The organism is Vibrio sp. Vb1018, from assembly GCF_033338775.1.
GTDB classification, from domain to species: domain Bacteria; phylum Pseudomonadota; class Gammaproteobacteria; order Enterobacterales; family Vibrionaceae; genus Vibrio; species Vibrio alginolyticus.
In genome coordinates this window covers 154090-178577 of the sequence record NZ_JAWOTI010000006.1, presented here as the reverse complement: position 1 = coordinate 178577, position 24488 = coordinate 154090, and the positions used below count along the sequence as shown (strand labels likewise).

The window sequence follows — 24488 nt, the reverse complement described above, 5'->3', positions numbered from 1 at the left end:
TTACTGGCCAATCAGGTTTTTCATCCATTTTCGGCTAACCATTCTTGGCAAGCAAATCGCCCACTTCACAACTTCTTCCGTCAAAAAGAGTAAGTAAACCCATTGTGGGTCCCAATTGAGATAAATCGCTGCAAATGCTGCGAGTGGAATCCCGATCACCCACTGCGCCAAGATGTCTTGATACAAACAAAACTTAACATCACCGCCCGCACGTAATACACCAACAATCGCCATCATCGGCACCGAGCGTAGCACGACACCCAACGCAAGAATCACCATAAACTGTTCAGCTAGCTCGCGAGTGTCTGTTGTCAGTGCACTAAACGCATTAAGGATCCATTGATTTGACACTATCAACAAGACGGCGACCACAAATGCGATAAGCACATTCAAAATGACCGTAGCCCATGCTTGATAATAAACGGGTTCAAAATTACGAGCGCCGAGCTGGTTCCCGACTAGAACTGCAGCCGCATTCGATAAACCAATCATCATCGCCAATGCGATCGACTCAACAGGTGTCATTACGGAAAGTGCCGCCAAACCTTGTACACCTGCTTGCCCCATGATGGCGTGATAAGCAAACAGCCCACCAGCCCACGCCAAGAAGTTAAATGTGGTTGGCAAAGAGAGGCTCAAGAAACGCGTAATTTTATCTAAGACCAATCCTGCGCGTATATCATCCCAACCAAATGCGATTATGTGTTTTTTCAACCATAGATAACCAAACAAGCAACCTACTTCGATCGCGCCACTGATTACCGTTGCGATCGCTGCTCCCGTAATACCCAGAGCAGGAAAGCCTAATTGACCAAAAATTAAAACCCAGTTAAGAAACACATTAGATAAAATGCCTATACCACTAAAAAAAGTGCTTAGGCCTGGTTGGTGCATCGCCCTTAGGCCCACCGACATACTGGCCACACATGCAACAGCAAACATGCTAACCGACGAAATAATGAGATAGCTGGCCCCTAATTCAATCACTTCTTGTGAATCGGTAGTCAAGCTCATGATGAGTTGTGGAAAAACAACAAACAAAGCAACAGCAATCGCAGCAAACATCATTGCGATCATCCATGTCAAAGCGGTACTGCGACGCACCCCAACTTTATCGCCAGCCCCCCAATATTGAGCGGTTAACAACGCACCGCCCGTTGTCACCCCAACTAACATGATGGTGGTGACGAAAGTCGCGCGCGCAGCAACTCCAACAGCGGCAATTTCTGCTTCACCAAGCTGACCAAGCATAAGAACATCGACGAGGCTTCGGCTAGAAAACATCATGCTTTGCAGTGTAATTGGTAACGCGATTGCAAATAAACGACGTAAGAATGCTTTATCTGCGTGTATTGAGAGTTGAGAAAGAAAAGTCACAAGCGCTCCAACGACAACTTATTGATAGAATGGGGAAAGTGTCTCATGATTATACTCTGTGGTGTTTATTCCACCAACGATAAAAGGACAGATAATGAAAAAGGTGTTGGTGCTAGGCGCCTCGGGTTACATTGGCTCTCAACTTCTTCCGTTACTTTTAGATAAAGGTTACGCCGTCACAGCAGCGGCGCGACATATTGATTATTTAGAGTCAAGAACTCAGCCTCACCCTAATTTAACGTTAAGGTATCTCGACTTGGCTGACGCAGAGACCACGAAGGCTGTAGTGAACGATTTTGATTTAGTCTTTTTTCTCGTGCACGGGATGGCTCAAGGTGATGACTTTGTTGAGTACGAACTAAACCTTGCTTTGAACTTCAAATATGCGTTGGAACAAAGCTCCGTCGAGCATGTTGTATATTTGAGTGCCATTCAACCTCAAACCGGAAACTCTCGCCATTTAGCCGCTCGTAAAGCCACGGGAAAAATAATTCGACAGTCTGGTGTTCCAGTAACTGAATTGCGTGCTGGCGTTATCATCGGCCCCGGCTCTGCCGCTTTCGAAATCATGCGTGACTTTGTCTACAACTTACCTATTTTGATCGCGCCTAAATGGGTCGACTCAAAAGCGAACCCTATTGCCTTGCCCAATCTCAACCACTATTTGTTGAAGTTAGCAGAAGCTCCCTCTCCAGAAGAAAGTCAAATTTATGAAGTTGGTGGGCCAGATACACTTAGCTACCGCGAACAGTTCAAAGTCATTTGCCGAATCACGAACAAGCCGTATCGACTGTGGTCGACCCCGCTACTTACTCCGAAAATGGCATCGTACTGGCTAGGTTTAGTTACCTCAGTGCCAACTAGTATCGGTAAAGCATTACTTGCTGGCTTAGAGCACGACTACATTGCAAACTCCAAAGCGATTGAAGAACGATTTCCTCAAACGCTGATCAGCTACGAGCAAGCGGTAACTGATACCATTCAAGATGAAGGCACATTTGTACGCAGTAATGTCTGGGGGTTTGAACCCGCAGCGCTTCGTCGATGGCAACCAGGATATGGTTATTACCCAAAACAAGCTGGAGCGAGCATTAAAACTCATGCCTCCGCTGCGGCATTATGGAAAGTGGCGCAAAAGATCGGGAGTCGCGAAAAAGGCTATTACTTTGCCAACATCTTGTGGCGTACACGTGAATGGCTCGATATCTTTTTTGGTGGCGGAAAACCGATTCGCGTTTCTCCTCCTGGACCAGAGCTTAAAGTCGGTGATTTTATTGACTCTTGGAAAGTGATTCGCTGCGATAATAATCAGTTTCTTTCACTGTTTTTTGGTATGAAAGGCCCAGGCCTTGGGCGTTTAGAAATTACCATCAAAGATCTCGGTGACGAACGAGAGCTGGATATTACCGCCTGGTGGCACCCGCAAGGGTTTCTTGGGCTGCTTTATTGGTTTGCAATGATGCCAGCCCATCTTTTCATATTTAAAGGCATGGTCAAAGCCATCGCGAAAGAAGCAAACCGTTTAGAAAACAAAAAGCCCCAATAACAGGGGCTTCTAAACACTCAAAATGTCACTTTAGTCAGCTTTGAACGAGAGTGGAATTTCGGCTAACTGGTTGCCTTCGTTTGCTGGAAAAATAAGGTACTCGCCATGGTATTTCACCATCGATTTGTAGTCTGTTACCTTATGAACCATAAAGCCCGCTTGCGCTGCTTTCTCAACAAACTCAGCATGATTGCCACGCACAAACCAACTCATTGGCTTTACGAGCAACTCGCCATCAAAACAGCTTTCGCATTGGTCTGCACATAACGCTAAAGAGTTTTGACCTTCAGTGAAGATTTGTACTTTGCCGCACCCAATCAGTTGCTCAGATGTTGAGACTTCCCAGCCTGCTTGCTCCATCAAATCAAGAAAAGACTCAATATCTGAATCTTTGAACACTTTGGAGTCTTCACCTTCAGGGAAGAATTGCGCATAAAAAGAAGAAATACGTTTAAAGATAAACAACAAACCAGCATCGTTCCCCTTTGAGCGACCTGCTTTTTGCCAACGCGTTAAGTCATCGCCTACCGTACGTCCGAAACGTTGTGATTTTAGCGCCTTTGTTACCCAACGCACTAAATAATGGTTATTCGCAACAGGGGCATTGGCTAACTTACCTGAGCGATGCTCTTGATCTAACTCTTCAAGTGCTGAGTTAACCAAGTTTTGAATTTCTTTGGTGTAATTCGACATTACGCCTTTCTTCCTAAAGTCCAATAAAACAGTGCTGAAAGCACAGAACAAGCAAACATCACGATGATCATCGGCCAAGCAACATTCCCGGGCAGTGATGCCACCAGCGCACCAACCAATGAACCGATACCGAATCTTAATGTCCCCGCTAGAGACGACGCCGTACCCGCCATTGATGGGTAACCACTTAAAAGCAGCGCCATCGCGTTACTACCTATCGTCGACAATGTACCGATAAACAGCACAACAAAAGGCACAATGCCCCATAATCCGAAGTCCATTAACCAACTTACGAATAAACCAATCCCCGCCAAAAGTTGCACGAACAACCCAAAACGAAGCATGGCATGGGAACCCACTTTCTTCACCAAGCGACCATTAATACTGGTCATGATGATCATCGCCACAATGTTCAAACCAAATAGGTAACCAAAGTGGTCTGGTCGAACACCATATAAATCAATATAAACAAACGAACCCGCCGTCAAAAATGCAAACATTCCGGAAAATGAAAACGCACCTGAGAGCATCAAACCGATCGCTTCAGGATTGGAGCATAATCTGGCGTAGTTTCTCAGCGTCGTGCGGAAACGAAGAGGCTGACGATTTTCAGGCTGTAACGTTTCAGGGATTTTCCAAAGTACGAGAAAAATCACAACTACAGCGAAAATAGCTAGTACCCAAAAAATGGAACGCCAACCAAACCAAATCGCGAGATGGCCACCGATCATCGGTGCCACCAACGGCGCAATAGTAATGACCAGAGTAACGAAGGACATTGCGCGTGCAAAGTCTTCACGGTCAAACATGTCACGCACGACGGCTTGGATAATGACCGCCGCTGCCGCGCCAGCAAAACCTTGTGCCGTACGTACATAGGTCAGCGCATCAATGCCATTTGTTGTCGCACTCACAACAGCAGCCAAGCCGAAGAAAAGTACGCCTAAAATCAACACAGGTCTGCGACCAAAGCTATCGGCAAGCGGCCCGTGAATTAACTGGCCGATCGCAAAACCCGCGGTATAAGCCGTCAACGTAATCTGAACCGCGCCAGGCGCGACCCCCAAATCTTTCGCTATTGTCGGCATCGCAGGCAAATACATATCGATCGCCAAAGGCGTCAAAGCACCAATCGCTCCTAGTACCAGAAACAATAGAAAACTGATTTGGGATTGCGGAGCACTTTGAGCTTTTTCTGTCATTCTTTTACCTCTTGTTGGAGCCCTACCGTCAATACTTGCAGAACAAAGTGAAAATAACGGAAGTTCTCATATCGCTGAATGTAGAAGCCAAAAACCTGTTCTATCCAACGTTCGAGAATCATAAGGGCAAATATGTACCAAGGTGTGACCTTGACGAACTCGACATAGAAAAGCATGTGAAAGCGAAATGTGTTTATGGGAAACAAACACAATGCAGTAAAAATGATGGCGTTGACACCATCATTCCATTCACCGTAGCCGAAGGCTTTGCAATAAGAGTATGCATGCATCAGCTAAATGCAAAGGCATATCACTGAGATGAGTAAGCACACCGGAATTGTCTAGGCACTAATTTTGGTAGGAAAATTTATTTTGAGCCAATTCCTACCAAAAGGCTAGTTCCTATTAGGAACTAAAGAATTTCCCATGCCGACAATTAATTCCAAATAGAATCAATTTCTTCTTGCGTGAGGTAGCGATAATCACCTGGTTCTAGTGCCTCATCAAGTTCGATAGAACCAATACGCTCACGATGTAAGTACTCAACTTTATTTCCTAACGCCGCGAACATACGTTTCACTTGGTGATACTTACCTTCCACGATAGTTAACAATACTTCATTCTCAGCCTCGTTCACGATTTCCAAACGAGCAGGCAATGTTGCTTCTGATTCATTGCGCAAAATGATGCCTTGTTCGAGCTTTTCCTCGTAATCTGGCTGAATAGCATCGACGAGCCAAACACGGTACGTTTTCTCACACTTATGCTTAGGTGAGGTAATACGATGAGACCACTTACCATCATCCGTAATCAATACTAAACCAGTTGTGTCGACATCTAATCGGCCCGCAAAGTGAAGGTTTTCAATTTTAGGCTCATCAAGCAATGCGAATGCAGTTTGGTTGTAGCCATCTTCATGTGAACAAACAAAGTCAGCAGGCTTATACAACATAATGTAACGAGGACCAGGAGCACCAATAACACGGTCTTCCCACATCACTTCCGCACCTTTAGGTACTTTAAATGCACCACTTTTTTGAACCTCACCGTCAACGGTGATGTCTCCACTTTTGATGATCTTTGTTGCCTGTTTGCGTGTTGCACCCAGAGCGTCACACAAATATTTATCTAAACGCATGAATACCTCATTGAATTATACCCAAGTGATCTCTAAATCTTGGTTTAAAGGTCACTTGGGTATAAAAGTCAGGTATTATAGCGTTCCTCGTTCGAATAGTTGAGCAATTTCACATATTTTCATGTACACACTTCGTCCTTATCAAGCCGACTCGGTTAAAGCCGTTATTCATTACTTTCGTAAACACTCGACACCAGCAGTGATCGTGCTGCCAACCGGTGCAGGAAAAAGCTTGGTGATCGCAGAACTTGCTCGCCTTGCGAAAGGACGAGTGTTAGTCCTCGCCCACGTAAAAGAACTGGTCGAGCAAAACCACGCAAAGTATGAAGGTTATGGTTTAAAAGGTTCTATCTTCTCAGCAGGATTGGGACGAAAAGAAACTGACCAGCAAGTCGTGTTTGCTTCGGTTCAATCGGTCGTACGTAACTTAGATTCGTTCAAAAACCAGTTTTCTCTGCTCGTTATTGATGAGTGCCATCGTGTGCCAGATGACAAAAACAGCAGCTACCAAAAAGTTATTACTCACTTACGAGAACTGAACCCTGGCATTAAGGTGCTGGGACTAACTGCAACGCCCTATCGTTTAGGAATGGGCTGGATTTATCAGTATCACACCCGAGGTCAAGTGCGAACCGAAGAGCCTCGATTCTTCCGCGATTGTATTTTCGAACTGCCGATCCGTTACTTGCTCGACGAAAACTTCCTCACTCCAGCCCGCATGATGGATGCCCCCGTTTTGTCTTACGACTTCTCTCAGCTGAAGCCCGCTAACACCGGACGCTACAAAGAAGCAGAAATGGACATGGTGATCGATAAAGCCAAACGTGCGACTCCGCAAATTGTTGAGCAAATCATGCAATATGCGAAAGAGCGTCAAGGTGTCATGATCTTCGCTGCAACTGTTCGACACGCACAAGAGATACACAGTTTATTGCCAGAAGGCGAAACTGAAATCGTCATTGGTGATACACCTACGCCGGAGCGCGATGCGATCATCCAAGCGTTCAAGAATCGTCAAATAAAATACTTAGTCAATGTTTCGGTACTGACAACCGGGTTTGATGCGCCGCATGTCGATTTAATCGCGATTTTGCGACCAACAGAGTCAGTCAGTCTGTACCAACAGATAGTAGGACGAGGATTACGCTTATCAGACGGAAAATCAGAATGTTTAGTGCTTGATTACGCAGGCAACAGCTACGATTTATACCAACCAGAAGTCGGTGATCCCAAACCAGACTCTGACAGTGAAATTATCACGATTCCTTGCCCGGCTTGCGGATTCAATAACAACTTCTGGGGTAAGTTGGATAGTAACGGTTTCTTGGTTGAACACTTTGGCAGACGTTGCCAAGGTTACTTTGAAGATGAAGACACAGGCGAACGTGAACACTGTGGCTACCGTTTTCGTGCCAAATACTGTGGTGAATGTGGTGCGGACAACGATATTGCTGCACGAATTTGTCATGAGTGTGACGCGACGCTCGTTGACCCAGATAAAAAGCTAAAAGAAGCCCTTAATCTCAAAGATGCATTAATCTTTGAATGCACAGAAATGGACCTATCTGTATTTAAGTCCAGTGATGGTAAATCTCAGCTAAAGGTGACGTATTCTGGTGAACCATACCAAGGCGAAGGCAATGCGTTAGTTCATGAGTTTTGGTCATTGAGTACCAAAAAACAAAAACAAACGTTTAAAGATCAGTTCGTACGCCCCCACTTAGCAGACAAGCATCGCCCTTTTGAAGAGGCTTCACCGACACGCGTTGTAGCTAATCAACATCGTTTCCGTTTGCCTCAGTTTGTTATTGCTAGAAAATCTGGTCGCTTTTGGAAGCTGCGGGATAAGATTTTTGAAGATGAGTTGAAATAACATCGACAACACATGGCAAAACTCAATTAGCTGATTCACTCTCTGTTCATCTATATCCGATATACTGCGGCTAACGCTCCAGAAAAGGTTTGACTATGTATAAAGCAACGACTTCTCTACATTCTGCGTTACTTTTCGGCCTTATCACGACATTCATGTGTGCACCAAGTTTTGCCAAGCATGGCAACGAGTACACATCACAAAATGGCCACGCCATCGTGCAAGATGTCGAAAAGCCAGGAACACGCATCGAATTCGATGAAGATCAAGATGAGGTCTATCGCGCGGTTCAACAAGGATATATACGACCATTTTCGGAACTTTACGCCGCAGTAGAAAACGACCTATACGGCCGCATCATCAAGGTCGAGCTTGAAGAAGATGATGATGCTTGGGTGTATGAATTGAAAATTCTGTACAACAATAGCGTCCTGAAAGTTGAGTACGACGCCGCCACGCTGGAAATGCTTGAGATCAAAGGTCGCAGCTTTAACAAAGCGTTAAAGCCGCAAAACAACTAAACTTGTCTAATGCGTAATCCAGACGCGATGCGTAGCTTACTTCGATAAAAATCCAAACATAATAAGAATCATCAATATGAAAATACTTGTTGTTGAAGATGATCCTCGTTTAGGCGAGCAAATCATCGAAACATTAGAAAGTACCGGCTGGGTACCAGAACTGTCCCAAGATGGCATAGACGCTCTGTATCGCGCGACTTCGGAAGAATGGGACGCCATTGTTCTTGACCTCGGCTTGCCAAAACTGGATGGTCTTACCGTCCTAAAAGGCATCCGAGATGAAAACATTAATACTCCTGTCGTGATTCTAAGCGCTCGCGACACCCTAACGCAGCGAGTTGAAGGCTTAAACGCAGGTGCAGACGATTACCTAACTAAACCATTTGAAATGGTTGAGCTTATCGCTCGTATTCGTGCACAGCTACGAAGAGCCTCTGGTAATGCCTCTCCTGTGATGCAAATTGGCGACTTGAGCTTGGATACACGCACTTCTAAAGTCATGTGGCAAGGGCAAGCGGTAAGCTTGACGGCGCTAGAGTATAAAGTGGTCGCTTACTTTATGCATAACCCGGAAAAAGTGATTTCTCGAACCGAACTCGTCGAGCACATTTACAAACAAGACTTTGATCGTGACTCCAACACAATCGAAGTTTTTATCGGCCGAATTCGCAAAAAAATCGCACCAAAGATCATCAAAACTGTCCGAGGGTTGGGATACCAATTAAATGCCGAATAGAAACAGGCTACCGTTGAACGCAATAAAACGACTGAGTATCAAAAGTCGCCTCGTTTTAGCGGCGATCGTTTGGTTAACGGCAATGATCCTCGCCGCTGGTGTGACGATACCGACGCAGGTCTATAACTATATGGTTGATGACACTCGCTCACAGCTCAGCATTTTTATGGATGAAGTCGCCGCACAGTTAGAAGTCGATAACACCGGGCATCTTTCACTCGCAGCTCAGCTATCAGACCCTCGATTTAACCGACCTTACAGTGGTTTGTATTGGAGCGCCTCTACAGAGGCAAGCCTCGAACGTTCTCGTTCGTTGTGGGACAAAAAAATCGAATACAAAGGTTTGGATAAAGATGCGTATGGAGCAAGAGGCGAAAAACTAATTACGCTAGAAAAAGCGCTGTATCTTCCTGATTACGATGGTCCTATTCACATTATTATTGGTATTGACGAAGAGCCCATTAAAAATACCCTTCAAACGTTAATCGGCCAACTTTGGCTTATTTTGGGTTTATTATTCGCGGGCGTACTTACCGTCATTTTACTGCAAATTGCTTGGTCATTGAGTCCGCTTACAAAGCTACAAAAAGAATTAGCCGAGCTGAAGTCTGGTAATAAAAAGAGTCTAGAAGAAACCTACCCAAAAGAGATTTCTCCTCTAATCTTCGACCTCAACGCTCTGCTGTTCCATTACCAAGAATTACTAGAGAGAGCTCGCAATCATGCAGGTAACCTATCTCATGCACTTAAAACGCCACTTTCTGTTCTAAAAAATGAAGTTCAGACGTTAGAACCTGAGGCACAATCCCGTCTCCGAGCTCCAATCAATCAAATACAAGACCATATCGATTACCATTTGGGTCGTGCCCGTATGGCCGGATCGATGAACATATTATCAGTGAAGTCGAACCCAGCAGATCGTGTGGATGCTATCTCAATGGCGTTTGATAAAGTGTATGCGAGCCGAAGCATTACCTTAATTAATGAACTTGATTCAGAGCTGAATGTAGCAGTAGAGCAGACCGATCTCGATGAAATGCTAGGTAACTTGCTAGAAAATGGCTATAAGTGGGCCAACAGCATGATTCGTGTGCACTCCTCTCAGGATAAGGAAAATATACACATCATTATTGAAGATGATGGGCCAGGCATCCCTAAAGAGAAACTGAGTCAAGTAATCAAGAGAGGAGTTAGATTGGATGAAACAACCCCTGGCTCAGGTCTTGGTCTAAACATAGTCAGTGAAATGGCACACAGTTACCGAGGTCAATTAACATTGGATACAAGCGCTTTAGGTGGATTAAAAGCATCTTTAGTCTTACATCTCAGCCGAACATAAAGCATATAACACATAAACTTTGTTTTTCGGACCATGATCAGTAAACCGATGAAAATGAAGTCGATGTGAACAAAATCCAAGCAAAGCGTTAAAAGGGATAGCCTTCCACCCCGCTAAATCATACCTTTTTGTTGATTTGGATACGATTTGGGTTGCCCATTTATAAGTGGAATGATAGTATCTGCGCTCGCTTGAACAGTTCCTGTTTCAAGCTTTACCACGAACAACAAGGTCGCATTGTTGATTGTGAACATTTGATTTTTACTAATTTGAGAGTAAATACTATGAAATTCGAAGCAGTAGTACGTACTGAACTAGGTAAAGGTGCGAGCCGCCGCCTACGTCACGCTGGCAAATTCCCTGCAGTTGTATACGGCGGTGAAGAAGCAGCAGTAGCTATCGTTCTTAACCACGACGACATCGTAAACCAAATGGACAAGCCTGAATTCTACAAAGGCATCGTTCTAGTTATCGATGGCAAAGAAGTTAAAGTTAAGCCACAAGACGTTCAACGTCACGCGTTCAAGCCAAAAGTTGAACACATGGACTTCATCCGTATCTAATTCCCTACCAAGGAATTAATCGGATTAAATCCAAACCTTTTGCATAAAAGATAATCGGATTTACCAACCGAGACATCTACAAAATTTCAAAACCCCGGAGTCTTACCACCTCCGGGGTTTTACTATGTTTGGCATATAGCATTTGATTTATGAACGGGCAATATACTTCACTAAAGTGAGATCGGTCAGCGTCATACTCTCAATCACTTCCGACTCTTCCTCTCCAGTACGCACAAAACCACACTTCTTGTAAAAGTTAAGCCCCTGTTGATTAGTATCCAGTGCTTTCAAACTGATCTGCATAACTGACGTAGAGAGCAAACGTGTCTCTAACTCATCTAACAGTGCACTTCCTGCTCCTTGCCCATAATGTAGCGGCGTAACGTAGCAACATGTCACTAATGCCGTTTTATCTTCGCTGGTGTGGTTAGGTAACTCGTAACTTAAAAAGCCAACAATTTCTCCTTGCCTCTCAACTACGATCAATTGGGCCAGTTGCTCCGTCATCACTCGTGCCCACATCCTTTCTCGACGCTCAATCGTAAACTGCTCTATGTAGCTCTTTGGCATTAATCCTTTATACGCCACCTGCCAAGAATCAACGTGTATCTTGGCGATTTGGGCTGCTTCCTTTTTGAGTGCGTCCCTTACTGTGTATCTCATAAGCATCCTTTATTAGCGTTCACCACTTACAAATTCTTTTAACCCTACCCTTTAAACCAAAGCTCAAAGATAACAGTTACAGTCGCAACGCTTTACATTAATCCATTTCATTTTCATTAATTAAATGATAGTTCACATCATAATATTCGAAGAAGAACGATCCATTATTTACTTTTCATTTTGACTCATTAGGTTGAATCTATTTGTTTAAACATTCGAGTGTCAAATGCGGAATAAGCACGATAAGGTATCGGATGAGGATAAATAAACGATGCTTAAAGCATAAGGTTTCTAAACGATCGCAATTATAGTAAAGAGATAAATACAATTTTTAATAGAGTTTGGCAGAATAAAGCCATGATCAAATGAGTTTAAGCTCTGTGCTGTTCATTATGCATACAAACCGCCACCCCTCATCATCAGAGCGAAAATTTATAACGATTTGTGTCATACCTATTAGGAAAAACATAAACTTGGCAAAATAATCACCAAAATCAGCGTAATACTTCGCAAAAATGCGCATTGATTCACACAAACAACACACATTCAATTAACTACCTCACAAAAAATAGAGCTAGCTATATAAAATAAATACTAAATACCAATTCTGTTTATTTATAGACGTAGTTTGCAGGCTTATTAATTCATTTCTCCGATAGAAGTATAAATAAGAGATAGATCACTAAAGTTTCACATTAATTCCGTATATTTCACGCCGTAACAATAACAAAATCACAAAGAAAGGATCCCTTATGAAGTTTTCCAAATCTCTTTTGGTAGTGGCAGTGGGCGCTGCGCTAGCAGGATGCGGCTCAGACAGCGACAATTCTCCAGTAACCTGCGAGACTGCAGATTCTTGTACTAAGTTCACCGTTCTCCACACTAACGATAACCATGGTCGCTTTTGGCATAACAGCGACGGCGAATACGGCATGGCTGCGCGTCACACTTTAATCGAATCTATCCGCGCAGAAGTCGAAGCAAAAGGCGGTGAAACCATTCTGCTATCTGGCGGTGATATTAATACCGGTGTACCAGAATCAGACATGCAAGATGCGGTTCCAGACTTCGTAGGGATGAACCTACTTGGTTACGATGCAATGGCTGTCGGTAACCACGAATTTGATAACTCACTAGATATTCTCGATATGCAAGCCGAGCTAGCTGACTTCCCTATGCTGGCTGCGAATATCTATAAAAAAGATACAAACGAGCGTTACTTCGACCCTTACAAAGTATTTACTATCAACGGCCTTAAGATCGCTGTTATTGGTCTAACAACGCAAGACACTGCGAAGCTAGTCAATCCAGACAACGTATCAAACATCCACTTCGAAGACCCTCAAGTAGAAATCAAAAAGGTACTGAAGGAAATCGAAGAGAACGAAAAGGTAGACCTAGTATTTGCAACGACGCACATGGGTCACTACGAAGATGGTAAAAACGGTAGTGAAGCACCAGGTGACGTGAAACTCGCTCGCTCTCTTGAAGAAGGACAGCTAAACGCTATCATCGGTGGTCACTCGCAAAACCCTGTATGTATGGAACCAGGTACCAATGAGTATGCTGATTTCAAACCTGGGGATGATTGTGCCCCAGACCAACAAAAAGGCACTTGGATTATGCAAGCGCATGAGTGGGGTAAATATGTGGGTCGTGCAGACTTCGAATACTACGACGGCAAGCTTCACTTAGCGAACTACGCACTGATTCCTGTAAACCTTCTAGACGAAAACGATGAAGTTATCGGTGAACGAATTCAACAAGATGCAACAGTAAAAGCGTTACTACTGCCATACCAACAACAAGGTCAAGAGTTATTAGATGAGAAGATTTCTAATACGACGGGTAAGTTAGAAGGTGATCGTAACGTAGTTCGCTCTCAACAAACTAACCTAGGTCACCTACTCGGCGAGGCATACCGTACTTACAAAACGGTAAATGCTGACTTTGGTGTTATGAACTCTGGCGGCGTGCGTGATTCAATCCAAGATGGTGATATCACTTACCGTGACGTACTAACGGTTCAGCCATTTGGTAACTTCGTGACTAAAGCAACTATGACAGGTAAAGAAGTTAAAGAATACCTAGACGTGGTTGCGACGAAATCTGCAGGGTCTGGTGCTTACGCTCAACTAGATAACATCACTTTAGATGTAAACTGTGATGCTGGCTCAGTAACCATTACCGATATTAACAATAAAGGCTTCGATCTAAACGAAACGTACACATTCTCTGTAATCAGCTTCAGTGCTGCTGGTGGCGATAACTATCCAATCATCGATGTTCAATCTACACAGCTAACCGATGCATACGTTTTGCGCGAGTTCTTCGTAAACAACCCACAAATCTCTGCGGATAACTACAACAAGAACTTAGAGAACGTCAAGTACTTCAGTAATGGCCAACCAGTAAAAGGTTGTCCTGCAACTGGTAGCTAATACTCAACACCTTACCCCTGGCGCTAAGAGCTTTTACAAGCAATTTCGTCAGGGCTTTCCTTAAAACCGAAGCTTTGTGCTTCGGTTTTTTATTTTCGATAAATTACTGAAAACTCTCCACCTTCACAATATGTTCAAAAATTGTTCATTTGTGTTATTGACGCCCCTGTGTTGGGCTTCTATGTTTGATAAGGTCTTTTAAATATGCAGGTTCATCGGCTAAATTTCGCGAAACATTTTCAATCGCACAGTCAATGATTCTGAGAAAGATGTGAATGGCGTTACAAACACTGCTCTCAAACAATTTGTCTTTGGACTTCAAACGATGGTGATGTGCCTCCACGCGCACACTAATGAGCAGCGATCTGGACGTCAATGTGTTCAAACTGCTGCCATCGAGTTCTGGAGGTCAAAAATGAAACGAGCCAGCAATAGCTACAGACTCCAAATGATCAAAGAAGTAGTTACCCGTAGAGAGCGTGAAGCTTGTACGGATCCTATGGCGAGATACATTCATCAACTCATGGATGAACGCCCAACAAGTAAATTAGATGTTGAATTCAATCATCGATTTTCAGGAAATCACTTCGACGAACAAGCGGGAGGCTGGGTTAGCGACCGTTGGTCGATGAAATAACGCCAATTACCGCTTTATAGGGAAAATGGATAGGAGATTCCCGGTTCTTAAAGGACACCTTGCCGGACCGGGAATATGTAAAAGCCTAATCAGAACCGAAAGCGAAGGCGTAACCCACAGACTGAACAAGAGTTCTAGAATAAGTCTTGTTGAGGCGATGACTCATCTTGAAGCTGTTCTGGCTTCGTCTTCCCTGCCAACATCTTTCTTCTGTACCTTTGACGACACAACTTAATAACGTGCAACTGCTGAGCGGGGGTTAAGTTAAGCCAATTAAACCTTTCCTCTCTCTTTCTCATACACCCCTTGCAATACCCTTTTTCATCGGAGGTACATACTCCAACACAAGGGCTTGGGACAGTAAAAAACTCCAGTTGCTCCATACTAAAACCGCTCTTTCCATATTAGGGCGTATTGGCCTAGTTTAAATAATGAGAAGATTAGTCAGCAACAAAACTTGCTATATACTTCGTTATGTCAAAAACATACGAAACCATAACCTTATGCTGACAAAAACAGTGTTTTATTACTTATACTTACCGCGTTTATAAAAACGGAGTCTATAAAATGAAGCTTAGCCTAAAAACGTTAGTTACAGCAATCTCTCTCCCTGTTCTTATGACTGCTTGTGCTAGCAACGGTGATGATGTGAAAGAAATAACGGCTCAAGATTTGCAGCACCACAACTGGGAACTTGTTCAAGTTGATGGCAAAAATATCGTTCTAGACGAACACCAAAAAGCGGCTCGCCTAGAAATCGGTGAAAATCTAACCGCAAACGGCAACGCAGGTTGTAACAACTTCTTCGGTCAAGCCGAGCTGAAAAACAACCAACTACGCATCGAAAAAATGGGCATGACCATGAAGATGTGTATGGAAGATCAAATGAAGATCGAAAACGCAATGACACAAACACTATCTAACTGGAGCGATATCACGCTAACTAAAGATGGTCTTGTTCTGAAAAGTGCCGATCACGAATTGACGTTTACACTACGTGACTGGGTAAACTAATCCCAACTAAGTAAACCAGATAGTATCTTAAAGCAGCCAAACGGCTGCTTTTTTTATATCGATGAATCGTTAGTCATGCATGCTAAAGTCATTTAAATGGCCAACTTTCTTTCTCTTTTCGCCCTCAATTCCATGCTTTAGACATCAATTTTGCTCTGTAAAACAACCTATTCATATCTCTGGGGACAATAATTTTCAATTACTTGAAAGAATATCCTCAAACAAACGGTCCGCTCCTAAAATGACACCAAATTTGTCCTTTATTCGTTTTGCTTCACATTGAGAGTAATTCTTTGAATCAATGAGTGATTCCGTTTGGGATTGGCATTGATAATAGAGAGAGATGAATTACTATCCTTGTAACAGAGCGGAACGACTTGCGAAAACGTCAATAGAAACGAAAGCAAGAACCAAAAGACATAACACGGAATAGATATGAAAAAGCTACTCAGCAGCATTGGCATTTTAGCCACGACTTTTGCGACACCTTCTTTTGCCGATTCATCAGTGAATAGCGAATGGCAAAAAATCGAACAGCAAGCCGACGGGCAATCCGTCTACTTTCATGCTTGGGGCGGGAGCCAAGAAATTAATCGCTACATACAGTGGGCGAGTAGAGAGCTAAAATCACGTTATAACGTGACGCTAAACCACGTTAAAGTAACTGATATTTCTGAGACCACTACTCGACTTATCGCAGAAAAAGCGGCAGGCAAAAACAGCGGTGGTAGTGTTGATATGGTTTGGATCAATGGCGAAAACTTCAAATCAATGAAGGATAACCAATTGCTATTTGGTCCTTTTGTCGAAGGTTTGCCAAGCTGGCAATATGTGGATAAATCTCTACCAATTGATGTGGACTTCTCCGAGCCAACAGAAGGTCTAGAAGCACCTTGGGGAGTAGGACAATTAGTGTTTATCCATGACGAGCAAACCCTCCATAACCCTCCAAAATCATTCTCAGAAATGCTGAGCTATGCAAAAGCGTTCCCGAATCGCCTGACTTACCCTCGACCACCAGAGTTTCATGGCACAAGCTTTATCAAAGCATTACTCATTGAACTGTCTAACAACGCCCCTGAGCTGCAACAACCAATTACCGATGACACGTTTGAACAAGTCACTCAACCGCTGTGGTCTTATCTAGATGAGTTTCATAAAGTCGCTTGGCGCGGTGGTAAGCAGTTTCCAGGCGGTACAGCAGAAACCCTTCAGCTACTAGATGATGGTCAGACTGACCTGGCGATTACCTTTAACCCGAACGCGGTTTTCTCTGCGCAGTCGAGCGGTAATCTTGCAGAGAGCACCAAAGCGTACGCAATGGACGCAGGAGCACTCTCAAATATCCACTTTTTAGCGATTCCTTGGAACGCAAATGCCAGTGCTGGTGCACAAGTTGCGATAAACTTTTTATTGAGCCCTGAAGCACAGTCTCGCAAAGGTAACCTAAACATCTGGGGCGACCCTTCGGTACTAAGCAACCAATACCTAACTGGTTCGGCCAAAAACACTCAACAATTCAAATCCATCGCTGAGCCACATCCAAGTTGGCAAGCGGCGTTGGAAAAAGAATGGTTGAAACGCTACGGGAATTAGTAAGAATCCATGTTAAGAGCGCTGTATTTAGTCATTATCGCAGTTTGTATTTTGCCTACCATTCCGGGACTACTTGGAGTGGTGGTCTCTGCGCTCGGTTATGTACCTCCTATCGGTCTACACCACTTTTCTTTTGATGGCTTCAATGCCGTCTTTGATTGGGAAGGTGTTTGGACATCCATCGGGCTTACTTTCTACTCCGCCATTTTCAGTAGCTACTTGGCTTGCTTCATCACGTTTGCCATTCTACAGGCGTCTTGGGGCAGCAAGTTTTGGCGAAAAATTGAAGTTAGCCTTTCCCCACTTCTCGCGATGCCGCACGTCGCGTTTGCAATTGGCTTTGCGTTCTTGTTTGCCCCAACTGGTATGGGCGTTCGTGTTCTCAACCAACTGTTTGGTTACGACCCGAATGCACAAACGGTGAATGACTTAGCATTGTTGATTAAAGACCCACATGCACTCGGTTTGGTCATCATGCTTGCGATTAAAGAAGTGCCGTTTTTATTGTTGATGAGTATTCCGATCCTTCAGCAATTGAAAGTCGATAAGGTTGAAAAAGTCAGTCACTCGATGGGCTATAGTTCGGCGCAAGCGTGGTGGAAATGCGTATTTCCGCAATGGTTAGCAAAACTTCGTTTCCCAATGCTGGCGGTATTGGCTTACAGTTTGTCCGTTGTCGATGTCGCCCTGATTATTGGCCCTACCAACCCGCCGACGTTTGCGGTTTTGGTATGGCAATGGTTTAACGATCCAGATTTATCGCTCCTACCAAGAGCGGCCGCTGGCGCAGTAATACTGTTTGTGATGGCTAGTCTTTTGATTGGTTTCGCTCGATTGGTGGAATGGTTAACGACCAAAGGCTTCAAACGCTGGCAGTACTCTGGTCGAAACGGGTTTCGTTTACCCGGTAAAACCCTATTTTCACTGATTGCGCTACTTGCACTTCTAATGATTCCACTCATGGTGCTGTGGAGCTTTGCTCAACGTTGGCGCTTTCCAGATTTGCTCCCAAGCCGTTACAGCCTGCGTTTTTGGGAATACGAATGGCACAGTATTCTAGGGACTCTAGAGCAAAGTATGTCAATCGCCCTGATCAGCGCGACTATCGCGCTAGTTCTTGCTTTAATAGCACATGAGTATCGCCTTCGTTATCGCTGGCAGATACCCGGTTACATCATCGCCATCCCGATGCTGATTCCTCAATTATCGGTGCTATTCGGTATGCAAGTGGTAACACTGTACTTAAACAGTAACGCGTATTTCTTTTGGGTATGCTGGGCGCATGTGTTCTTCGCATTCCCATTTATTTACCTCTCGCTAGACGGGCCGTGGCGCAGCTTCGATAACAGCTTAACTCGCGTCGCACTCAGCTTGGGTAAAACACCGATGCAAGCTTGGTTAAAAGTGAAACTGCCAATCCTCCTACCTGCGATTGCATTCGCGTGGGCTGTCGGTATTAGTGTCAGCCTAGCGCAATACCTACCTACATTAGTGCTAGGGGCTGGGCGCATTAGCACCATCACAACCGAAGCCGTTGCACTATCCAGTGGTTTTGACCGACGTGTCACCGCTATTTACGCCATTTGGCAAGCTCTGCTGCCATTCATGTTCTTCTCTTTTGCGATACTGCTTAGCCACTTGCACAGGACGTATCGCCGCTTGTCTATAAAAGGTTTACTACTGAATGAGTCTTTGTCTCGAAAACCTCGCCATCCGTAAAACCAATGGCGACGCGCTTTTCTCGGCGTTTAATATGACCGTAGAAAAAGGTGAAATCGTTACCCTGATGGGGCCTAGCGGTTGTGGTAAATCCACTTTGTTGGATGCCATTGCCGGGCACCTATCCGCCGAGTTCAATTACTCTGGAGCCATTACGCTTGATAACGAAAAGTTGGATGCCCTCCCTGCCCATAAGCGTCAGGTCGGTATTCTGTTCCAAGAAGATTTGCTCTTCCCTCATTTAACGGTGTGGGAGAACCTTGCCTTCGCGCTACCAAACTCAATCAAAGGTGAAGAGCGTAAAGCTCACGCCATGCAAGCACTGAAGAACATTTCATTGACCAAGCTAGCAGAGTCCTTTCCTGACCAAATCTCGGGAGGGCAACGCGCCCGTATCTCATTGACTCGTATGCTGCTAGCAAAGCCGAAAGTTGCGCTACTTGATGAGCCCTATAGCAAGTTGGATAAAGACCTGCGTGTACAATTTCGCAATTGGGTGGTCGAACAATTGCAGCAAGCGAACATCCCTACTTTGATGGTAACGCACGATGAAGACGATATTCCTGATGGCAGCCGCTGCATAAACTGGCCGTGGGAGACAAATCATGCTTGATAGCCTGAGTATAAAGCTCATCCGCAAACCGCTGGCACTCAGTGCGACATATATCGATAAATGTGGTATCACTGCAAATCAGACGACAGTATTTGGTTTTGTGCTTGGCTGTTTTGCCCTGCCTGCTTTGATCGCCGAACAGTACTTGTTGGCGTTGCTGTTTATTTTGCTGAACAGAATCTGTGATGGGTTAGACGGAGCACTGGCAAGGATTCAGGGCATTACCGATGCGGGTGGTTTTCTTGATATCAGCTTAGATTTTTTGTTCTATTCGTTGATTCCTTTTGGCTTTGTGCTTGCCAACCCAGAGCACAATGCCGTTGCAGGCGCATTTTTGATTTTTTCCTTCATCGGCACTGGTAGTAGCTTTTTGGCTTTTGCCATCATGGCAGGAAAACAAGGCATCGATAATCCGGTATATAAAAACAAATCGCTTTACTACATGAGCGGCTTAACCGAAGGTACAGAAACCATTGGCTGCTTGATTTTATTTTGTTTGCTACCGCAACACTTTGCCGTCATCGCGTATATCTTTGGCGCGGCATGCTGGTTTACTACTTTTACACGTATTTATTCAGGGTTTCATACGCTTAACGATCATTAATACTGCTTAGACAATCGCGTTTCCTTAAGGGACAGGCCGCTAAGCCACTGTTTTATAAAGCACCAAAACGCAGGTTAAATTGGGGTATATACTCTTTGAATGAAGAAACCATTCGGAGGCTATATGAAAAAACAGATCAATTTAGGCATGTTGCTCACCATTACTTGTGCGCTCGTGCTTGGCGGCTGTAGCTCACCTAACCCGTACGGAGATGCATACGGCTCATCCGACACTCGCAAAGTTCAGCAGGTTTACTACGGCACAGTAGAAAAAGTAGAACCCGTAACCATTGATGCCTCTACCCAATCCAATGCCATTGGCACCATCGCTGGTGCTGCCGTGGGCGGGATCTTAGGCTCAAAAGTTGGGGGCGGTTCTGGCTCGGATATCGCTGCCATTGGTGGTGGTCTATTGGGTGGCTATGCAGGCAGCAAAGCGGCTGAAGCAACCGCGAAAAGAAATGGCGTGAATCTGACCATTCGTTTAGAGGACGGAAAGATTATCTCTATTGTTCAAGAAGCAAATCCAAACATGATTTTCCAACCAGGCCAAGCGGTCCAAATCAATGTTTCTGGTAATGACGCCAGAGTCGTTCCTCGTTAATTCGGACGAACCAAACCTTTGGCCTGCTTTGATTCAAACACCTAACCCGCGCAAGCTTACATCACTGGCTTGTTAACTTGCGCGTTTCTTTTCGTATCAAACTTGATCGTCGTCAATGGAACATCAATCTCCCACACCTTTCGATGTTCAAATGACATCAAGTTGCTAGCATGAGCCCATTCCAGATAACTTTGGGCTTGTTATGACTCCGACTGTTGACCACGTACTCCTTAATATTGCGCTAAACCTCAGCTCAAATCGCTCTCACGAGCAGCAATATCAAAATCTCATTGATGGGGTCGCGCAAGTATTCCCATGTGATGCGAGCTGCCTGTTTATCTTCGATGAGGATGGGTTTCTAACTCCTGTCGCGGTAAAAGGCTTATCCAGCTCGGTCTTAGGTCGTCGCTATTTCCCCAAGGCGCACCCTCGCTTAGATGCCATTATTCATAGCCGTGAACCGGTGCGTTTCGATGCCGATTGTTCACTGCCGGATCCTTTCGACGGCACACTATTAACTGAAGACCAATGCATTGATGTTCACGATTGCATGGGCTTTAGCTTGTATGTCGAAGGCCAACTTGTTGGCGCACTAACGATGGATGCACTAACAGTGGGCGCGTTTGATGGCATCGATCCTGTCGCTATCGAAACCTTTGCGGCTTTGACCGCTGCGACATTGCGTAACATAGCTCAATTAAAAGCGCTCAAAGCGCAAAACCAGAAGCAAAAAAGCGTCACTCAAACCCTTATCCAGCAAGCCCGTTCTCAACATGGTGAAATGGTGGGTTTGAGTCCGCAGATCAACCAGTTACGAAACAACATTGCGACTGTTGCTCAATCAGATTACGCGGTACTTATCACAGGAGAGACCGGTACTGGTAAAGAACTGGTCGCGCACTCGGTACACGCGCAATCTCATCGTAGCGATAAGCCGATGATTTACGTCAACTGTGCGGCCCTGCCTGAAGGTCTGGCTGAGAGTGAACTGTTTGGCCATGTCAAAGGCGCATTTACAGGTGCTAATAGCCACCGTGCCGGTAAGTTTGAACTGGCAGACGGTGGAACGATTTTCCTTGATGAAGTGGGCGAACTGCCTTTGATTTTGCAAGCAAAATTGCTGCGCGTAATTCAGCAAGGCGAGCTGCAACGTGTGGGTAGCGATCAGCATTTGATGGTCAATGTGCGCATCATCGCCGCGACCAATCGACAATTAGAAAAAGAGGTCGAAGCTGGCACATTTCGAGCAGACCTATTCCACCGTTTAAATGTATTCCCAATCCAAGTCCCCCCACTTCGTGCCCGTGACGGGGATATTCCCGTTTTAGCAGGATATCTGTTAGAAAAGGTACGCCAACAATTTAATGCGCCCAATCTGCACGTTCACCCTAAAGTGTTGACTCAACTGGAGTCTTTACCTTGGTACGGAAACGTACGCGAGCTCGAACACACTTTAACTCGCGCGGCTTTACACGCTATTCAACAAGGTGCAAGCACGATCATGCTTAACCATTTTGACACCTCACTGGCTCTCGATGATGTAAAAAACACATCGCATTATCTGCCTAAAGAAAGCCAACCAATGCGAGAGCTAATAGAAAGCTATCAACGTGATTTAATTGAACATGCTTTGAGCCAAACTGGTGGCGTTTGGGCAAAAGCAGCGGAGTTTTTACAAATGGATCGCGGGAACTTATATCGGATGGGTAAAAAGCTCGGGATCAATAAATAACCAACCACAAGAAGCCGATGTAATTAAGACATCAAGCCCGTTGTCTTAATTACATCAACCACTCTCCTAAATCTGATAAAAATCAATACAAATCAACAAGATAAAAACTGGCACACATTCTGCTCTCTAGTGGTCAACATCACGACTATTAAAACAATCACTGGAGAACCCAATATGTTCTGTATTCAATGTGAACAGACAATTCAAACCCCTGCTGTTAAAGGTTGTTCTTTTGCACAAGGTATGTGTGGTAAAACTTCTGAAGTATCTGACCTTCAAGATGTGTTGGTTTACACACTGCAAGGGGTTTCTTTTTGGGCATCAAAAGCACTTGAATTCAACATCATTAACGATGAAATCAACCAATGGGCACCAAAGGCATTTTTCTCTACATTGACGAACGTAAACTTTGACCCTGAACGTGTCCTAGAGCTAACTTCTCAAGCGGCAACGTACAAAGCATTGCTAAAAGAGCAAGTAATGTCTGCTGCAACACTCGCCGATACCGAAGTTGCTGACATCCCTGTTGTTGCTCACTTTGAGCTACCAAATAGCGCAGAAGCAATCTTAGCTTTTGCTCCTCAAGTCGCGGTTAACCGTGGTAAGGACCAAGTACATGAAGATGTTATTGGCCTACGCCTACTTTGCCTATACGGCCTTAAGGGTGCCGCAGCATACATGGAGCACGCACGTGTTCTTGAGCAAACCAACAACGATATCTATGCCGAATACCATGAAATCATGGCGTGGTTGGGCACAGACCCTGAAGATCTTGGCGAACTACTTGATTGCTCAATGCGCATCGGCCTGATGAACTACAAAGTGATGGAAATGCTCGACCAAGGTGAAACAACGACCTTCGGCCATCCAGAACCAACCACGGTGAACGTCAAGCCAGTAAAAGGCAAATGTATTCTTGTTTCTGGCCATGATTTGCATGACCTAGAAAAAATCCTGCAACAGACCGAAGGCAAGGGCATTAACGTTTATACCAACGGTGAAATGCTGCCTGCACACGGCTACCCTGAGCTGAAGAAATATCCTCATCTTGTCGGCAACTACGGCAGCGCATGGCAAAACCAACAGAAAGAATTCGCAAACTTCCCTGGTGCAATCGTAATGACGTCAAACTGCTTGTTGAATCCAAATGTGGGTCAATACGCAGACCGTTTATTCACTCGTAGTATTGTTGGCTGGCCTGGTGTGGCTCACATCGAAGGCGATGATTTTAGCCAAGTGATTGAATGTGCTCTAGCGCAAGACGGTTTCCAACACGATGAAATCGAACACCACATCACGGTTGGTTTTGGTCGCAATGCACTGATGAACGCCGCCCCTACGGTTATCGACCAAGTGAAGCAAGGCAACATCAAACACTTCTTCCTAGTCGGCGGTTGTGATGGTGATAAAGCGGAACGCAGCTACTACACCGATTTTACGGCTGAAGCGCCAGAAGACACGCTAATCCTGACCTTGGCGTGTGGTAAGTTCCGCTTCAACAAGAATACGTTCGGAGATATCAACGGCATCCCTCGCCTATTGGATGTGGGCCAATGTAACGATGCTTACTCTGCAATCCAGCTTGCACTTGCACTGGCGAAAGAGTTTGACTGTGATATCAATGAACTACCACTCACGCTTGTGCTTTCTTGGTTCGAGCAAAAAGCGATCGTTATCTTGCTAACGCTATTTGCATTGGGCGTGAAAGGCATTTACACAGGCCCTACTGCACCGGCATTCCTAACGCCAAACCTAATCGCCATCATCCAAGAGAAGTTCGATATGCGCAGTATTGGCAATGTTCAGGATGATCTAAAAGCCATCCTAGCAGCTTAATAAACTTGCTTGTTCGCGCCTCCTTACGTGGAGGCACTATCT

At 44.8% G+C, this 24488-nt stretch carries 22 protein-coding genes; 16 read left to right on the top strand and 6 right to left on the bottom strand.

Going from position 1 to position 24488, the window contains the following annotated elements; all coding sequences use genetic code 11:
* Complete coding sequence (locus R7Z10_RS09175; RefSeq protein ID WP_017820846.1) at nucleotides 1–1377, bottom strand: MATE family efflux transporter; 1377 nt, start codon at nucleotides 1375–1377, stop codon at nucleotides 1–3.
* A gap of 94 nt (nucleotides 1378–1471) precedes the next feature.
* Between R7Z10_RS09175 and R7Z10_RS09170 the strand changes: the two genes are divergently transcribed.
* Nucleotides 1472–2923 (top strand): DUF2867 domain-containing protein, encoded by a 1452-nt coding sequence (locus R7Z10_RS09170; RefSeq protein ID WP_017634881.1) that lies wholly within the window; start codon nucleotides 1472–1474, stop codon nucleotides 2921–2923.
* Nucleotides 2924–2953: 30 nt separating this feature from the next.
* Here R7Z10_RS09170 and R7Z10_RS09165 read toward each other — a convergent pair whose 3' ends face one another.
* From R7Z10_RS09165 to rsuA, 3 genes are all read right to left on the bottom strand, one after another.
* Complete coding sequence (locus R7Z10_RS09165) at nucleotides 2954–3616, bottom strand: DUF2913 family protein (protein ID WP_017820847.1); 663 nt, start codon at nucleotides 3614–3616, stop codon at nucleotides 2954–2956.
* Nucleotides 3616–4818, bottom strand: a complete 1203-nt coding sequence (locus R7Z10_RS09160) for a Bcr/CflA family multidrug efflux MFS transporter (protein WP_017820848.1) — start codon at nucleotides 4816–4818, stop codon at nucleotides 3616–3618. The genes R7Z10_RS09165 and R7Z10_RS09160 overlap by 1 nt, the downstream gene beginning before the upstream one ends.
* A 436-nt stretch (nucleotides 4819–5254) precedes the next feature.
* Nucleotides 5255–5956 carry a 16S rRNA pseudouridine(516) synthase RsuA gene (rsuA, locus tag R7Z10_RS09155; protein WP_017820850.1) on the bottom strand — a complete coding sequence of 234 codons (702 nt, stop codon included), beginning with the start codon at nucleotides 5954–5956 and terminating at the stop codon, nucleotides 5255–5257.
* Nucleotides 5957–6077: 121 nt separating this feature from the next.
* On the opposite strand from rsuA, the gene R7Z10_RS09150 reads away from it, so the two are divergent.
* From R7Z10_RS09150 to rplY, 5 genes are all read left to right on the top strand, one after another.
* Nucleotides 6078–7829, top strand: a complete 1752-nt coding sequence (locus tag R7Z10_RS09150; RefSeq protein ID WP_021707635.1) for a DEAD/DEAH box helicase — start codon at nucleotides 6078–6080, stop codon at nucleotides 7827–7829.
* Between the two features lie 95 nt (nucleotides 7830–7924).
* Entirely contained in the window at nucleotides 7925–8350 is a 426-nt protein-coding gene (locus tag R7Z10_RS09145) for a PepSY domain-containing protein (RefSeq protein WP_005378075.1), read from the top strand.
* A gap of 76 nt (nucleotides 8351–8426) precedes the next feature.
* Nucleotides 8427–9086 carry a response regulator transcription factor gene (locus R7Z10_RS09140; protein ID WP_005378073.1) on the top strand — a complete coding sequence of 220 codons (660 nt, stop codon included), beginning with the start codon at nucleotides 8427–8429 and terminating at the stop codon, nucleotides 9084–9086.
* Nucleotides 9076–10425, top strand: coding sequence for an ATP-binding protein (locus R7Z10_RS09135; protein ID WP_005378071.1), 1350 nt, complete (start codon nucleotides 9076–9078; stop codon nucleotides 10423–10425). Before R7Z10_RS09140 ends, R7Z10_RS09135 begins: the two co-directional genes overlap by 11 nt.
* A gap of 284 nt (nucleotides 10426–10709) precedes the next feature.
* Nucleotides 10710–10988 (top strand): 50S ribosomal protein L25, encoded by a 279-nt coding sequence (gene rplY / locus R7Z10_RS09130; RefSeq protein ID WP_318104666.1) that lies wholly within the window; start codon nucleotides 10710–10712, stop codon nucleotides 10986–10988.
* Nucleotides 10989–11135: 147 nt separating this feature from the next.
* Here rplY and R7Z10_RS09125 read toward each other — a convergent pair whose 3' ends face one another.
* Nucleotides 11136–11651 carry a GNAT family N-acetyltransferase gene (locus R7Z10_RS09125; RefSeq protein WP_017634886.1) on the bottom strand — a complete coding sequence of 172 codons (516 nt, stop codon included), beginning with the start codon at nucleotides 11649–11651 and terminating at the stop codon, nucleotides 11136–11138.
* Between the two features lie 752 nt (nucleotides 11652–12403).
* On the opposite strand from R7Z10_RS09125, the gene ushA reads away from it, so the two are divergent.
* Both ushA and R7Z10_RS09115 read left to right on the top strand, forming a co-directional pair.
* Nucleotides 12404–14092, top strand: a complete 1689-nt coding sequence (gene ushA / locus R7Z10_RS09120) for a bifunctional UDP-sugar hydrolase/5'-nucleotidase UshA (protein ID WP_017820852.1) — start codon at nucleotides 12404–12406, stop codon at nucleotides 14090–14092.
* Between the two features lie 415 nt (nucleotides 14093–14507).
* Complete coding sequence (locus tag R7Z10_RS09115; RefSeq protein ID WP_005386686.1) at nucleotides 14508–14729, top strand: hypothetical protein; 222 nt, start codon at nucleotides 14508–14510, stop codon at nucleotides 14727–14729.
* A 134-nt stretch (nucleotides 14730–14863) separates the two neighbouring features.
* Here R7Z10_RS09115 and R7Z10_RS09110 read toward each other — a convergent pair whose 3' ends face one another.
* Entirely contained in the window at nucleotides 14864–15112 is a 249-nt protein-coding gene (locus R7Z10_RS09110) for a DUF1289 domain-containing protein (protein WP_005378062.1), read from the bottom strand.
* 184 nt (nucleotides 15113–15296) lie between these two features.
* On the opposite strand from R7Z10_RS09110, the gene R7Z10_RS09105 reads away from it, so the two are divergent.
* The 8 genes from R7Z10_RS09105 (at nucleotide 15297) to hcp (ending at nucleotide 24446) form a co-directional block, all read left to right on the top strand.
* Nucleotides 15297–15743: an META domain-containing protein gene (locus R7Z10_RS09105; protein ID WP_005378077.1), complete on the top strand. Its 447-nt coding sequence runs from the start codon at nucleotides 15297–15299 to the stop codon at nucleotides 15741–15743.
* Nucleotides 15744–16178: 435 nt separating this feature from the next.
* Entirely contained in the window at nucleotides 16179–17339 is a 1161-nt protein-coding gene (locus R7Z10_RS09100; RefSeq protein WP_017820853.1) for an ABC transporter substrate-binding protein, read from the top strand.
* A gap of 9 nt (nucleotides 17340–17348) precedes the next feature.
* Entirely contained in the window at nucleotides 17349–19058 is a 1710-nt protein-coding gene (locus tag R7Z10_RS09095; RefSeq protein WP_017820854.1) for an ABC transporter permease, read from the top strand.
* Nucleotides 19024–19671, top strand: coding sequence for an ATP-binding cassette domain-containing protein (locus R7Z10_RS09090; RefSeq protein ID WP_017820855.1), 648 nt, complete (start codon nucleotides 19024–19026; stop codon nucleotides 19669–19671). Before R7Z10_RS09095 ends, R7Z10_RS09090 begins: the two co-directional genes overlap by 35 nt.
* Nucleotides 19664–20275 carry a CDP-alcohol phosphatidyltransferase family protein gene (locus tag R7Z10_RS09085; RefSeq protein ID WP_017820856.1) on the top strand — a complete coding sequence of 204 codons (612 nt, stop codon included), beginning with the start codon at nucleotides 19664–19666 and terminating at the stop codon, nucleotides 20273–20275. The genes R7Z10_RS09090 and R7Z10_RS09085 overlap by 8 nt, the downstream gene beginning before the upstream one ends.
* A gap of 123 nt (nucleotides 20276–20398) precedes the next feature.
* Nucleotides 20399–20878 (top strand): glycine zipper 2TM domain-containing protein, encoded by a 480-nt coding sequence (locus tag R7Z10_RS09080; RefSeq protein ID WP_005386695.1) that lies wholly within the window; start codon nucleotides 20399–20401, stop codon nucleotides 20876–20878.
* A gap of 202 nt (nucleotides 20879–21080) precedes the next feature.
* Entirely contained in the window at nucleotides 21081–22610 is a 1530-nt protein-coding gene (norR, locus tag R7Z10_RS09075; RefSeq protein WP_025766857.1) for a nitric oxide reductase transcriptional regulator NorR, read from the top strand.
* 174 nt (nucleotides 22611–22784) lie between these two features.
* Nucleotides 22785–24446 carry a hydroxylamine reductase gene (hcp, locus tag R7Z10_RS09070; RefSeq protein WP_258645916.1) on the top strand — a complete coding sequence of 554 codons (1662 nt, stop codon included), beginning with the start codon at nucleotides 22785–22787 and terminating at the stop codon, nucleotides 24444–24446.
* The last annotated feature ends 42 nt before the right edge of the window (nucleotides 24447–24488 follow it).

Coding starts and splice junctions, on each gene's coding strand:
- R7Z10_RS09160 (WP_017820848.1), bottom strand. CDS start 4,818: ATGACAGAAAAAGCTCAAAGTGCTCCGCAATCCCAAATCAGTTTTCTA.
- R7Z10_RS09085 (WP_017820856.1), top strand. CDS start 19,664: ATGCTTGATAGCCTGAGTATAAAGCTCATCCGCAAACCGCTGGCACTC.
- R7Z10_RS09135 (WP_005378071.1), top strand. CDS start 9,076: ATGCCGAATAGAAACAGGCTACCGTTGAACGCAATAAAACGACTGAGT.
- R7Z10_RS09150 (WP_021707635.1), top strand. CDS start 6,078: ATGTACACACTTCGTCCTTATCAAGCCGACTCGGTTAAAGCCGTTATT.
- R7Z10_RS09125 (WP_017634886.1), bottom strand. CDS start 11,651: ATGAGATACACAGTAAGGGACGCACTCAAAAAGGAAGCAGCCCAAATC.
- R7Z10_RS09145 (WP_005378075.1), top strand. CDS start 7,925: ATGTATAAAGCAACGACTTCTCTACATTCTGCGTTACTTTTCGGCCTT.
- rplY (WP_318104666.1), top strand. CDS start 10,710: ATGAAATTCGAAGCAGTAGTACGTACTGAACTAGGTAAAGGTGCGAGC.
- R7Z10_RS09110 (WP_005378062.1), bottom strand. CDS start 15,112: ATGGAGCAACTGGAGTTTTTTACTGTCCCAAGCCCTTGTGTTGGAGTA.
- R7Z10_RS09095 (WP_017820854.1), top strand. CDS start 17,349: ATGTTAAGAGCGCTGTATTTAGTCATTATCGCAGTTTGTATTTTGCCT.
- R7Z10_RS09100 (WP_017820853.1), top strand. CDS start 16,179: ATGAAAAAGCTACTCAGCAGCATTGGCATTTTAGCCACGACTTTTGCG.
- norR (WP_025766857.1), top strand. CDS start 21,081: ATGACTCCGACTGTTGACCACGTACTCCTTAATATTGCGCTAAACCTC.
- R7Z10_RS09105 (WP_005378077.1), top strand. CDS start 15,297: ATGAAGCTTAGCCTAAAAACGTTAGTTACAGCAATCTCTCTCCCTGTT.
- R7Z10_RS09170 (WP_017634881.1), top strand. CDS start 1,472: ATGAAAAAGGTGTTGGTGCTAGGCGCCTCGGGTTACATTGGCTCTCAA.
- R7Z10_RS09080 (WP_005386695.1), top strand. CDS start 20,399: ATGAAAAAACAGATCAATTTAGGCATGTTGCTCACCATTACTTGTGCG.
- R7Z10_RS09140 (WP_005378073.1), top strand. CDS start 8,427: ATGAAAATACTTGTTGTTGAAGATGATCCTCGTTTAGGCGAGCAAATC.
- rsuA (WP_017820850.1), bottom strand. CDS start 5,956: ATGCGTTTAGATAAATATTTGTGTGACGCTCTGGGTGCAACACGCAAA.
- R7Z10_RS09115 (WP_005386686.1), top strand. CDS start 14,508: ATGAAACGAGCCAGCAATAGCTACAGACTCCAAATGATCAAAGAAGTA.
- ushA (WP_017820852.1), top strand. CDS start 12,404: ATGAAGTTTTCCAAATCTCTTTTGGTAGTGGCAGTGGGCGCTGCGCTA.
- R7Z10_RS09165 (WP_017820847.1), bottom strand. CDS start 3,616: ATGTCGAATTACACCAAAGAAATTCAAAACTTGGTTAACTCAGCACTT.
- R7Z10_RS09090 (WP_017820855.1), top strand. CDS start 19,024: ATGAGTCTTTGTCTCGAAAACCTCGCCATCCGTAAAACCAATGGCGAC.
- hcp (WP_258645916.1), top strand. CDS start 22,785: ATGTTCTGTATTCAATGTGAACAGACAATTCAAACCCCTGCTGTTAAA.